This is a genomic window from Rhizobium sp. NXC24 (genome assembly GCF_002944315.1).
GTDB lineage: Bacteria > Pseudomonadota > Alphaproteobacteria > Rhizobiales > Rhizobiaceae > Rhizobium.
The window spans coordinates 1,806,594-1,819,343 of sequence record NZ_CP024314.1 but is presented as its reverse complement, the minus strand read 5'-3'; the positions used below and the strand labels follow the sequence as shown (position 1 = coordinate 1,819,343).

Below are 12,750 nucleotides of genomic sequence, written 5' to 3'. Positions count from 1 at the left end.
CAGAATGTTAGTTGGACAGGGCCGACGAAATTTCACCTTCGAAGGAAAGGTAGTCTCGAAAGCCGGACGCCTATTCGTGATCGAATGAAGTCGGTCACGCTTTTTAAAATTCAGCAGGGGATATGACGTTTTCCTGTTTCTACTATGGAGGAACTGGAGCAATGACGACGAGTATCTTTTCGCGGATTAGCACCAAACTGACTATGCTTTCCGGCATAGGCATTTTCTTGGTCGCGGTCATGCTAATCATGGCTTGGCAAAGTGGCCAACTCGTCAAAGAACGCGCCGCCTATCAAAGGGATCAGTTGATCATTTCGCGGGATCTGGTTGACGCAAAGGCATCGTTGCGTGGAATGCAAGTCGATGTGCGCGATTTGCGCCTTGCGACCTCGACGGATGAAGCTGCCAGCGCCGTCGAACATATCGGCACCCACAAGGCGTCCCTCGTGAAATATTTGGATGACGCGCTTAGCGGGTTGCGGCTGCAGGTCAACAGAGATCGGATTGCGGCAATCAAGGCAGCGGTCGATACCTTGTTTTCAACGACCAATGAAATGGCAAAGGTCATCGCGGCCGAACTACAGGTCAAAACGACCGACCCTGCGCTTGAGGCTAAGGAAAGGGAAGTTCAGGCTAAGCTGCTGTCAATAGCGACCGAGGGGTCTAACCTTCTCGACGAAGGGGTGGACTCGGCGAAGACGATGGCGACACGGGCCGAGGAGGATGCAACCGAAACGGCAGCCTTAGCTCTACGCCTCAATCTCGGCATCGGGGCGCTGGCTGTTGTTGTGCTGATCGGCGCTGCCATGTTCGGTGCTCGGGTGATCGCAAGACCGATTGGCCAGATTACCGAAAGCATGAGCGTCCTTGCCGAGGGCAATCTTGATACGAATGTCCCCTTCGCCGCCCGGCACGACGAAATTGGCGAGATGGCCCGTGCCGTCGAGGTGTTCAAGCAGAATGGCATCAAGGTGCGGGAGATGAACGCCCAGGAGGCGGCGCTCCAGGCGAAAAGCGCCGACCTGCAATCGAGCATCGGCGAGGTCGTATCGGCGGCGGTGGCCGGTGACTTCACGCAGCGTATCACCAAAGACTACGACAACGCCGACCTCAACCGCTTCGCGGCGCAGGTCAACGAGCTGGTCGCCTCCGTTGATCGTGGCGTCGCCGAGACCCGCCGCGTCATCGCAGCGCTCGCCGACGGGGACATCAGGGAGAACATGCGCGGTGAGTTCCAGGGCGCTTTTGGAGAGCTTCAGTCCAACGTCAACGCGACCATGGACAACCTCCGCTCTGTGCTCGGCGAGGTTCGTGCCGCCATCGATACGATCAATGGCGGTGCCGGCGAGATGCGCCTGGCCTCGGGGGATCTTTCCAAGCGCACCGAGCAGCAGGCCGCCGCGCTGGAGGAAACCTCCTCGGCTCTGGAAGAAATCACCGTCGCCGTGAAAAGCTCTACCGAACGCGCAGTCGAGGCCAGCCATATGGTGGACGAGGCGCGCAGGAGCACCGAGCAGTCAAGCGCCGTCGTCAAGCAAGCCGTCTCTGCGATGGGACGGATTGAGCAGGCCTCGGGCGAGATCAGCCAGATCATCAACGTCATCGACGAGATCGCTTTCCAGACGAATCTCCTGGCACTCAACGCCGGTGTTGAAGCCGCGCGTGCCGGCGAGGCCGGCAAGGGTTTTGCCGTCGTCGCCCAGGAAGTGCGGGAACTGGCACAACGCTCGGCCAATGCGGCAAAGGACATTAAAGGGCTGATCAACCGCTCCGGCGATGAGGTCACGTCGGGTGTCAAATTGGTGACAGCTACGGGGGATGCCCTTGGCCTGATCCAGGGGCATGTGGCCAAGATCAACGAGCATGTGCATTCGATCGCCACGGCTGCGAAGGAACAGTCAACTGGCCTTCATGAGGTCAGCACCGCCGTCAACGCGATGGATCAGGTGACACAGCAGAACGCGGCCATGGTGGAGGAATCGACCGCCGCCACCGGCCGCCTCGCCGAGGAGGCCGCCAGCCTTGCCCGGCTGATCGCTCGCTTCAAGCTCGACATGGGTCAAGCGGCGCCACGCGCCGTCACCGCCGAGAGCCGACCGGTGCCTTCGCCGGCGCGTGCACTCAAGCAGAAGCTGACAGGTGCCTTTCGTGGACAAGCCACGGCGGCGGCAGCCGTTGCCGGGTGGGAGGAGTTTTGATGGAAGCGCCAGCGGCTGCCCGCAAGTAGCGGTCAGCCCTCCGAACTGGCTGGGATGAATGAGTGGGCCGCGAGGCCCACTTTTCTATATCAAGACAGGGAAAGCCTGCGACGGACGATCGCGGTGTGGAAGTTCGTCCCATGGATCAGGCCGTCGTCGCAGAAGTCGTAGCGAGGATTGTGCAGCGGTGCAGAATCCCCGTTGCCGAGGAACACGAACACACCGGGCGCATGCTTCAAAAAGTGCGCGAAGTCCTCGCTTCCCGTCATCGGCTCCCGTGCCACGCGAACGTTTTTCTCCGGGAGAAAACTGTGAGCGGCAGCGAAAGTCTCCTCGACCAGATCGGGATCGTTGAGGAGCGGAACGAATTCCCGAGTATAGGTCACCTCGGTTGAGACGTTATAGGCGAGAGCGGTTCCCTGCGCGATTATACGCATCTGCTTCTCGATCTCGGCGCTGACCTCCGAACGGAAGCTTCGTGCGTCACCCAGGATCCTGGCATCTCCCGGCAGCGCGTTTCGGGCGCCGTCGGTGATGAGTTCGGTGACGGAAACCACGGAGGTATCCGTAGGGCTGAGGCGGCGCGAGACGATCGTCTGCAGGTTCGTGACGATGGCGCAGGCCGCGACGAGAACCTCGTTACCCCAGTGGGGACGCGCGGCATGGCCGCCGATCCCGGTCAGCTTGATCTCGAAATTGTCCTCGGCCGACATGATTGCGCCAGGCCGGGTTTCGAACGTGCCGACGGGGAGGCCCGGCATATTATGAATTCCGTAGATTTCTTCGAAGGGGAAGCGGTCCATCAATCCGTCTCCGAGCATGGCGAGTGCGCCGCGGCCCCATTCCTCGGCGGGCTGAAAGATGAAGCGGACGGTTCCGTCGAAGCCACCGTCCTCGGCGAGCAGCTTGGCGGCTCCGAGAAGCATGGTGGTGTGGCCGTCATGGCCGCAGGCGTGCATGATACCCGGGTTCGACGACCTGTAGGGAAGATCGCCCTGTTCGGGAATACGCAGCGCGTCCATATCGGCGCGCAGCGCGATCGAACGGTTGCCGGATCCGCGCTTCAGCGTGCCGACGACACCCGTTCCTCCGACGCCTTCCGCCACATCATCGAGGCCGAACTCGCGCAGCTTGGCTGCAACGAAGGCAGAAGTGCGCTTCTCCTCGAATCCGAACTCGGGGTGGGCGTGCAGGTCGCGCCGCCACGCCGTCATTTCTTTCTTTAAAGCATCGGTGTCGATAGCCATTTCAGAGCCCTCCGCCCGCAATCTGCTTTACAACGTCGAGAAGCATGTTGGCTCCAGCGACAAGATCCTCGTCCGGTGTCTTTTCCTTGGGATTATGGCTGATGCCGCCAAGGCTCGGCACGAAGATCATCGCCGAGGGGGCGATCCGGGCGATCATTTGCGCGTCATGGCCTGCGCCCGAGGTCATGCGGCGGACCGTGTGTCCGCGCTCGGTTGCTGCTTTCTCGATCAGCTCGACGATCTTGCCGTCGAACGTCACCGGCTGAAAGCGGGCGAGGCGCTCGACCTCGAAGGACACGCCTTCCTCCTTCGCCACCAGCGCAAGATAGGCTGCGAGGGCTGCTTCCTCTTCCCTGAGCCGATCCTCGTCCGGATCGCGAAGATCCACCGTGAATGTCGCGCGGGACGGGATGACGTTGATCGCATTCGGCTCGAAGCTCATGCAGCCGACCGTCGCTACCATCGGAGTGTTCGAATTCTTGGCGCGCTCGCGCAGGAAGGTGATGACCAGCGCGGCGGCATGTCCGGCGTCGCGGCGCATGGAGATGGGTGTCGTTCCCGCGTGGTTCGCGTCGCCGCTGATGGTCACCCGCTGCCAGGAAATGCCCTGTAGGTTCTCGACGGCTCCGATCTGGATGCCTTCGCGCTCGAGAACCGGACCTTGTTCGATATGCAGCTCGATATAGGCATGTGGCCGGATGAAGCCTGGCTCGTGCTCTCCGTCGTAGCCGATGCGCCGCAGCTCCTCGCCAAGCTTCGTGCCATCCGTTCCGACCGTTGCAAGAGCCGTGTCGACATCGAGGCCGCCCGCATAGACGAGCGACCCCATCATGTCGGGCGCGTAGCGAACGCCTTCCTCGTTGGTGAAGGCGGCGACCACGATCGGGCGCGACGGCTGAAAGCCCGCTGCGATAAGCGTCTCGATCACCTCAAGACCCGACAGAACGCCATAACATCCGTCATAGATGCCGGCGTTGATGACGGTATCGATGTGCGATCCGAGCATGAGCGGTGGCTCGTCGGAAACGGCAGTGGGTTTCCAGATACTGAATATGTTGCCGATGCGGTCGACGGCGACGTCCAATCCAGCCTGCTCGATCCACGAGACGAACTTGTCGCGTCCGAGCTTTTCTGTATCCGAAGCTGCGAGACGGACCAGCCGGCCGTCACTGCCACGACCGATGTCGCCGAGTTCCATGATTCGGCCGAGCAGCCGTTCGGAGTTGACGGAAATCTCGCTCATCAGGCCACCTTGTCCTTTCTTGCGCTTTGGTCGGCGTTCTTCGCTGCAATGTCTGCCGGCGTTGCGCCGACAAACTTCTCGTAGAGAACGGGATCGGTCGCGCCCTCGGTGTTGATGAGGAAGACGCGCGACTGCGCATCAAGGCCGATCTTCGCCCGCAGTTCCTTGTCGGCAGCAAGCTTCAAAAGGCCGGCAAGGCCAACGCCGCCGCTCTCGCCGGCAACGACCGCCGGGTCTGATCCCCTGGGGTTTGCAAAAAGCTTCATCGCATCGATCGCGTCGGGGTCGTCAACCGTCATAAATGCATCCGCAGCATGCGACAGGATCCGCCATGCGACCAGCGACGGCTCGTAGCACTCCAGCATCGCCATCACGGTGGCTTCGCCATGATCGACCTTGACCAGATGTCCGGCGCGGGCTGTCTCGAAGATGCAGGCTGCGCGGGAGGGATCGACGACCACGAAGAAGGGGCGGTTGTCGCCGAAAAGGACGGAGAAGTGGCCAGCAACCGTCGCGGCGATGCCGCCCACGCCTGCCTGCACAAAAACATGGGTCGGCGGCTCTGGCATATGGCGGAGCGCCTCGGTCAGCAGCGCGGTGTAGCCCTGCATGACGAAGCCTGGAATGCGCTCGTAGCCGGGCCATGACGTGTCGGAGACTGTGATCCAGTTGTTTTCCTCCGCCACGCGGGCGGCTTCCCGGACGGAGTCATCATAGTTGCCGTCGACGGGGACCATGTTTGCACCATAGCGGGCGATTGCGTCGATGCGCTCCTTGCTGACGCCCGAATGAACGAAGATCGAGCATTTGGCGCCAACGAGCTGCGCGCCCATGGCGACGGAACGCCCATGGTTGCCGTCCGTCGCGCAGGCGACCGCCATTTGCGATGCGATGGACATAACATCGTCGCTCTGAAGCTCCGCCACGCCGACTTCGCGGCCGAGACGCTTCGAAGCTTCCTCCAGTACGAGCTTAATCACGGCATAGGAACCGCCGAGTGCCTTGAAGCTGCCGAGGCCGAGGCGATGGCCTTCATCCTTTACCATGATCGAACCGATCCCGATCTCACGTGCGAGATCCGGTAGCGACACCATAGGAGTTGCCTCGTAGTCTTCGCGATGGTGCAGGAAGTCCTCGACCGTCTTGGCGGCTTCGACCCCCAAAATCTCGGCGTCGACGGTTTCGAGCGGCTTGCGATAGTCGGCGTGTTTGTTCAGGAGCAGCATCGGGACATCCTTTCGATTAATCCTGTCCTGATAATTACTTCATTGCTTGCGAGAAATGTGCTGTATTTTGATGCCTATAATGAAAGATTCGCTCGATTGGCCAGCCGATTTGGCCTAATTTCTAGCCGATTGGAAAATGCACTCCTCGCAAAGGAAATACGGATGACTGACAAGCATTCTGCAGAAGCCGTGGAGCTCGACCGTTTCGACCTCGCCATCCTGCAGATTCTTCAGAAGGACAACAAAACGCCGCAGCGGTCGATCGCAGAGGTAATCGGCCTGTCGGCTCCGGCCGTGCAGCGCCGCATCAAGCGTATGGAGGAGATGGGCACGATCGTTGCCAATGTCGCTGTCGTCGAGCCGTCGCATGTGCGCCACGAGATTACAGTGTTCGTCGAGGTGGAGATGCACAACGAGTTCGCCGCCACGCATGACGCAACGAGGAAATCCTTCGCGGAAGCCCCGGAAGTTCAGCAGTGCTACTATGTGACAGGCGAGGTGGATTTCATTCTTCTCGTAGTCGTCAGGACGATGGCCGATTACGACGCCCTGACGAGGCGGTTGTTCTTCGCCAACAAGAACGTGAAGCGGTTTCGCAGCTTTGTCACCATGGACAGGGTGAAGGTCGGATTGAGCATTGCTCTGGATCCCAAACGCGACCGGAGCTAACGGATGCGCCTCTCGGCATTTCGCAGGCTAGGGGAAGCCGCGTTGATCTTCAGTTGGTGTGCAGCAACGGGCGCTATGAAACGCATCGAGGTAGCCTACCGTAATTTACCAACAATCCTGCGTATCTTACTACGAGGCTTGGTTCGCCTGTCCTATGATCCTTCGAACAGCGGAGGGTCACGTCATGACTGGTGAGGAAAAATCTGAATCCCATCCTTCGATGATCAGTGCGGAAGAATTACGCAAGCGCGCGCTTGAGCTGCAGCTCGTGGAGATGCAGCGCGACGAGAAGATCAGAGCGCGTGAGGCCGAAAAACATGCCGAGTTCGTCGAGAGCTTCTTTCAGAAACATGTCAGCGAGAAGGAGCGGGAGGTCATTCGCCGCGTGGTGATGAAGGCCGTCGCCGACGGGAAGGTCGAAGCATTGATCTACAGCTTCCCTTCCGACTTCTGCACCGATAGCGGTCGCGCCATCAACAGCAACCGCTCCGATTGGCCTTCGACTCTCCAGGGAAAAGCCAAGGAACTCTACGACCTCTTCAATGAAGTTGCTCGTCCTCAGGGCTACGGCCTCACCGCCGCAGTCATCAATTTTCCGGGCGGCGTGCCTGGTGACATCGGCTTTTTCCTGAATTGGGAGGCGCCGGTCGTCTAGAATTGGCGACCGACATGTCCGCCTCCGGCAGTGGTTGGAGCGCAGCAGCGACGGCTGAATTTACCGACGAAGTTCCAGGCGCAACGCCGAGAATATCGGCAATGGGGGCGGCGCATGAGGACAAGAGAGATCGAGCGAAGGTTTCTTGTCCGAAACGATGATTGGCGACGCAAAGCTGTGGCTGCAAGTGAATTGCGCCAGGGCTATCTTCTGTGCGATGCTCACAAGTCGCTCCGTATACGCTTGGTGGACGGCCAGGCGGCTTTCCTGACCGTGAAGTTCAAACGGCAGGGGATCGTCCGCGATGAGTTCGAATATGCCATTCCGCTCCTGGAAGCGGAAGAATTGCTTGAACGCGCAATCGGCGCCGTGATTGAGAAATCTCGCTATAGGGTTCCCGCCGGCAGATTCACCTGGGAAATCGACGTCTTTCACGGCGCGCATTCCGGCTTGACGATTGCCGAGATCGAGTTGTTCAGCGAGACGGATCGGCCGGTGCTGCCGCGCTGGCTGGGACCCGAGATCACAGGGGACGCCCGATATTCCAACCGGACCCTGGCGACAACGATTTTGGATCGGTCGGCACAGCTTCGCCTCTTCGGCGCCAAGAGTGCCATGATCACAGACGAGGTTTCAGACTCTATTCGCCGGCTATCGTCCAATTATGGTCCGGATTGAACTCTTTGATGGACGCGGCAATCTCTGCCGTATTCTCGCCGAGGTCGCGTTCGTAGATCACGCTCTGGTCGCTGATCATGAATGTCTGCACGCCCGTTTCACGATACTTTACTGGCCAGGCGATGAGCGCAAAGCCGTCGGTCATGTTGCCGTTGACGAGGTAGCTATGCCGGCCACCGAAGACGTTCGGGCCTTGGCCGGTCAGGATACGATAGCGATAGCCGAAATAGCCTTCGCCCTTCAGCGCCTTTCCGAATGCCGCATTTTCGATCAAAGCGCTGGCTGGGCTTGCGTCTTCGTCCGTCTCGGCTACCCAGTAAAGGCCGTTCTTCCGTCCCTTGTCGCTGATCAGCACCTGCGCGTATTCGTAGACGCCGTCACCATCCCTGTCTTGGCTGGCGTAAATGCGCTGGGCCATGACATAATCATGCATCGTCTGGATGGTCTGCAACTCGTTTTCGCCGATGCGCCGATTGAGGATTTCCTCCAGACCCGCTTTCGTGTCGAATGCCCATTTGCCGTCCTCGCGTTTCACCAGGGGAAACGGCAGCGGCCAGAGCTTGTCTCCGATCGCGATGATCTTGCGGTCCCAGATGTCCTGCACGGCCACTTGCCTGGCCGCGCCTTCCTTGATCAGGCCGAGGGCGGCCATGGCTTCTTCGCTCGCCTTCAGCCTGGCCGCATCGAGACCCAGCAACTTTGCCAGACCGTCGACATCGTTGGATGTCAGCACCGTCTTGAGGCGATCGACAGCCTCCGACGACTGATCGAATTCGGCCGACTTCTCATGTGACGCAAAGCCCGCGAGCTTTTGCCGGTCCTGCGCCTCGCCAACTTGCCAGCTTGATAAGGAAACGACCGAGGCCACAAACATCAATATGGGCAACTGCATTCTGCGCGTCGTTCTCATCGCCTGCCTCCCCAAAAAATATCGTGTCTATCTCCGGCCTCTGCCGCCGCCGCCTCTGCCGCCACCGCCTCTGCCGCCGCCATGCGGCATCGGACGTCCACCGCCACGATGCATTGATCTGGGAGGCGGTCGGTGTGCCGCTCCCATGCTTTGACGGCCACGTTGGGACGCCATCATCTCCCGACGGCCGGACGAGACGTTGCCAAGGGCCGAAGGCTGGCGTCCCCTGTTGTCGGGTCTTGAAGCCAGCTTCTGCTGGCCCGAGCGAGCTGCGGCTGCCTTCGTACCTCGATTTGCGCCCGTCGCCGCCTTTGGAGACCGGGGCTCGGCCCGCGCGACATTCGCGGGCCGGTTGGCACCTTGGGCAGTCCGGGCGGTCGGCTTCTGTTTCAATCCTTGCGCCGTATCTCTGCGGACATCGGCCGCACGATTGACGCGATCAGCCGCAGAACCGCTGCGTTCCCGATTGAGGCTCTCCGCCCGGCTGCGCAAATCGTTGCCACCTTCGGACCGGAGATTGTTTCCAATGGCGGACCGATCCATCTTCGCGAGCTGGTCCTTGCCGATGCTTAGTTTGCTGCGATCGACATTCTTCCAATCGACATCATTCCATTTGACCTTGCCGTTGAAATTGCGGTTGTTGAAGCAATTGTTGCAGTCGATATCGACGTCACCGCGCCAATTGCCGCCCCATACGCCCCAATCGTTCCAGTTGACGGCCGCAGCCCACGCTACGCCCGTAATCGCGGCTGCGAAAAAGGTTGCTCCCGGGTAGTAGTAGTTGGGATAGGAGTCCGAATAATAGCCAATCGGTTCGGAAGCGTAGCCGGGCTCATAGAGCATTTCCGGCGCATACTGGGGAACGTAGATCTTCTCCGGATTGGTCGGCTGGATAATGACATTGTCGTTTTCGGTAACGACGGTAATCTTGTCATCGCTCTTGATGATTTTTTTTGCCACTGCCTCGTCGCGCAATTGCTGGATGGCGACCAGAACATCCTTTTGCTGGTTCGTCAGGGCATCTCCGAACGCCTGCGTCCATTCCAGATCATCACTCATCATCTTGACGACTTCCGGATAGTTCAGCAGCGAAATGACGCTGCCGTCCCAGTCGCTCTTGGGCTTCAGATCCGCATTCTTTTTCTTCGCCTCCAGGAAACGTCCGGCTTCGACGATCTGGAGTGGGAAAAGCGATGCTGCCGAGATGGCCGCGACAAGCTCGTCCGGATAGAGAGCGATGCGTGCGACGAGCACTTCCAGCTCGTCATCGGAAAGTAGCGCGGGCGCATTTTCTGCCGCTTGCGCCGGTGGGGCGCTGCTCGCGGATGTTTGTGAGTAGGCGGGAAATTGTGCCTGGATCGCTAGAAGCGACACCGCCGACAATCCAAAGACGAGCTCTCGAAGTTTCATCCCCATAGCGATCTCTCCCCATAGCGATCGGCGGGACATGCCGCTTTTCTGATACTGCTTTTCACCCTGAAGCTCCGTCCCGATCGGAGTTCCAGCTCGTATCGAAAGGAGCGGTTTGCCCAAATTTAAGGCCTCTTGCAGAGCGCAACTGTCTGCAAGTGCTTGCATTGCGCTCGGCGCCGCTTCCATCGGTCCGACGTTCGACCGCAACCATAATATTGCAGGCCATTTCATTAGGTATGTATAATACAAGAAGTTACGCGCACGGATGGGACGGGCATCGAAGGTTGCACATTGCTGAGTGCGTCCAGTGCCGCGCCTGACAAGATTGCCCTGCATACGGCCGGTCATTAAGAGAGCGACACTCCAGCAGAGATCAATGGGACGCCACCGGATCGTTTGCAGGGTCTCATCGCGCCTACAATGGTAGGCATGAACTTACATTCACTACGGCAGTGGCTGCTCTGAATGCCTGCGCCCGTGTGCGAGCATAACGCCGCAGGCTATATCTCATCGAGTAGGGTCCGGTCCGTCATTTCTGGCCGGCGCTTCGGCGGTGCGAGGTCGTTCCTCAAGTGACGGCATTAACTCCTCGATCACCTCGGACCGACGGCCTTCGTCCCGGCTCCGATGCGGCACGGAGATGTTACGCGATGCTACACGCGCTGTGGCGGCGGTCGCGCTAAAATCCTGCCTGTCTATCACGAAGAGGACGAGCCGTTGGCCGAGCTATGCCTTCGTAAAACATTGGTCAGGCATTGGGACGCTGATCGGACGGGTCCAGCTTTCTCCACCGACGTCCCTGGCGTAGGGGAATTTTAAGATGGCCGTCAGTTTTCATCTGCCCATATTGCGAGGCTTGGGCGGCTTTCGATCCGATTGGCTGCGCAGCGACATTCCCGCCGGCCTGTCGATCGCTGCGGTCGGCTTGCCCAGCGCCATTGCCTATCCCGCCATTGCCGGGCTCCCGCCTGAAACTGGCATTTATGCCAGCATTGTAGCCCCCATTGCCTACGCGCTCTTCGGGCCGTCGCGATTATTGGTGGTCGGGCCTGATGCTGCCACGATGACGGTGCTTGCCGCTGCCATGGGCGTGGTGGTCTCTTCCATGCCCGCAGGCGCTCCGGTTGATAGAGTAGCGATTGCCGCAGCCCTCGCTTTGGGCGTTGGATGCTTCTGCTTCGCTGCGCGGTTATTGCGCCTTGGTGTTTTGGCGAGCTTTCTCTCTCGGCCGATCCTCGTTGGTTTCTTCGCCGGCGTGTCGCTGTCCATCCTTGTCGGCCAGATCAATCGATTCACGGGCGTGCGCATCGAATCGGACGGTCTGCTGGCGCCGATTGCCGAGATACTTCGCAAAAGCGCATCCATCCATTGGCCCTCGCTGTTGTTCGGGCTCGCGATGTTCTGCCTGCTGTGGATAGTCAAAGCGACGCAATCCCGTATTCCAGGGCCTGTGCTCGTCGTTGTGATATCCTGTCTCCTATCCGCCATCTTCGATTTTCAGGGGAGAGGAATCGCCGTGATCGGCGACATTCCTCGCGGGCTTCCGTCGATCAGCTTTCCGTCAATTCTGCAAATGCCGCTTGATAAGATCGCCTTGGGATCGGCTGCGGTTTTCCTCGTCAGTTTCGGCGCAGGCATCGTGGCTGCACGGAGTTTCGGAGCGCGCACGGGCGAAGAGGTCGATGCCAATCAGGAGTTGATCGGCCTGGGCGCTGCAAACATCGCTCCTGGCTTGTTTGGATCTTTCCCGATCAGCGTTTCGGACTCGAGAACGGCAATCAATCTTTCAGTAGGCGGCCGCTCGCAGGCCGCCGGTCTGGTGTCCGCGGCGACGCTGATTGCGGCTCTTGTTTTCCTGCACAGCGCATTGCGCATCTTGCCCATCCCTGCTCTTGCGGCCATCCTCGCGACCGCTGCCATCGGTCTCATCGACGTTCATGAGCTGAAGAGGATCTGGCAGATCAGCAGAATGGAGTTCGTCTTCGCGCTGATCGCCATGTGGGGCGCCATCAGTTTCGGAGTCTTGAATGGCGTCGTCGTCGCCATCGTTGCAACGCTGATCTATCTCCTGCGCAAGACGATGTTTCCCCATGACGCGCTTCTCGGGCGCATCCCCGGCCGGGATGGCTTTTACGATATGCAGCGGTTTCCCGATGCCACGGGGATCCAGGGCACGGCGATATGCCGGATCCAGGGCAGCGTCTTGTTCTACAATGCGGATTACGTTCGCACGCGATTGCGCGACATCGCCAGGAACCTTACCCCGGACACGCGGCATTTCGTGCTCGATGCCGGCGCAATAGTTCATCTCGACAGCACGGGCGCTGCAGCGCTCGATGCGGTTCAAGCGGCCTTGCAGGAGCAGGGCGTCGTCTTCTGCGTGGCGGAGTTGAACGCCCAGGCCAAGGCGCTGCTGCAACGCGCGGGTGTTGTCGACCGCATCGGTGTGACGAGTTTCTTTGATGACAAAGAGGATGCCATCCGGTCGTTCCGCCTTCAGGAAGTATAACG

10 protein-coding genes are annotated in these 12,750 nt (G+C 59.7%); 5 read left to right on the top strand and 5 right to left on the bottom strand.

Translation table 11 applies throughout. The features are described 5' to 3' along the window. Window positions 1–161 precede the first annotated feature (161 nt). Window positions 162–2,198, top strand: coding sequence for a methyl-accepting chemotaxis protein (locus NXC24_RS32525; protein ID WP_104827389.1), 2,037 nt, complete (start codon window positions 162–164; stop codon window positions 2,196–2,198). An 89-nt stretch (window positions 2,199–2,287) separates the two neighbouring features. Here NXC24_RS32525 and NXC24_RS32520 read toward each other — a convergent pair whose 3' ends face one another. Genes NXC24_RS32520 through NXC24_RS32510 form a run of 3 tightly spaced genes read right to left on the bottom strand, consistent with a single transcriptional unit; the run spans window position 2,288 to window position 5,914 of the window. Further along, window positions 2,288–3,445 carry a M20 aminoacylase family protein gene (locus tag NXC24_RS32520; RefSeq protein ID WP_104827388.1) on the bottom strand — a complete coding sequence of 386 codons (1,158 nt, stop codon included), beginning with the start codon at window positions 3,443–3,445 and terminating at the stop codon, window positions 2,288–2,290. A gap of 1 nt (window position 3,446) precedes the next feature. Next, window positions 3,447–4,688 (bottom strand): Zn-dependent hydrolase, encoded by a 1,242-nt coding sequence (locus tag NXC24_RS32515; RefSeq protein ID WP_104827387.1) that lies wholly within the window; start codon window positions 4,686–4,688, stop codon window positions 3,447–3,449. Then, window positions 4,688–5,914: a diaminopropionate ammonia-lyase gene (locus tag NXC24_RS32510; RefSeq protein ID WP_104827386.1), complete on the bottom strand. Its 1,227-nt coding sequence runs from the start codon at window positions 5,912–5,914 to the stop codon at window positions 4,688–4,690. The genes NXC24_RS32515 and NXC24_RS32510 overlap by 1 nt, the downstream gene beginning before the upstream one ends. Before the next feature lie 162 nt (window positions 5,915–6,076). Between NXC24_RS32510 and NXC24_RS32505 the strand changes: the two genes are divergently transcribed. The 3 genes from NXC24_RS32505 (at window position 6,077) to NXC24_RS32495 (ending at window position 7,916) form a co-directional block, all read left to right on the top strand. Further along, window positions 6,077–6,583 (top strand): Lrp/AsnC family transcriptional regulator, encoded by a 507-nt coding sequence (locus NXC24_RS32505; RefSeq protein ID WP_104827385.1) that lies wholly within the window; start codon window positions 6,077–6,079, stop codon window positions 6,581–6,583. A 184-nt stretch (window positions 6,584–6,767) separates the two neighbouring features. Then, window positions 6,768–7,238 (top strand): hypothetical protein, encoded by a 471-nt coding sequence (locus NXC24_RS32500; protein ID WP_104827384.1) that lies wholly within the window; start codon window positions 6,768–6,770, stop codon window positions 7,236–7,238. Window positions 7,239–7,352: 114 nt separating this feature from the next. After that, window positions 7,353–7,916 (top strand): CYTH domain-containing protein, encoded by a 564-nt coding sequence (locus tag NXC24_RS32495; RefSeq protein WP_104827383.1) that lies wholly within the window; start codon window positions 7,353–7,355, stop codon window positions 7,914–7,916. Here the strand turns inward: NXC24_RS32495 and NXC24_RS32490 are convergent. Both NXC24_RS32490 and NXC24_RS32485 read right to left on the bottom strand, forming a co-directional pair. After that, window positions 7,879–8,826, bottom strand: a complete 948-nt coding sequence (locus NXC24_RS32490) for a DUF2950 family protein (protein WP_245464108.1) — start codon at window positions 8,824–8,826, stop codon at window positions 7,879–7,881. The two genes, NXC24_RS32495 and NXC24_RS32490, sit on opposite strands and share 38 nt — an antisense overlap. Before the next feature lie 27 nt (window positions 8,827–8,853). Then, entirely contained in the window at window positions 8,854–10,242 is a 1,389-nt protein-coding gene (locus NXC24_RS32485; protein WP_104827381.1) for a DUF3300 domain-containing protein, read from the bottom strand. Between the two features lie 817 nt (window positions 10,243–11,059). Between NXC24_RS32485 and NXC24_RS32480 the strand changes: the two genes are divergently transcribed. Next, a complete protein-coding gene (locus tag NXC24_RS32480) occupies window positions 11,060–12,748 on the top strand; it encodes a SulP family inorganic anion transporter (protein ID WP_104827380.1) in 1,689 nt (562 codons plus the stop codon). Window positions 12,749–12,750: the final 2 nt, after the last annotated feature.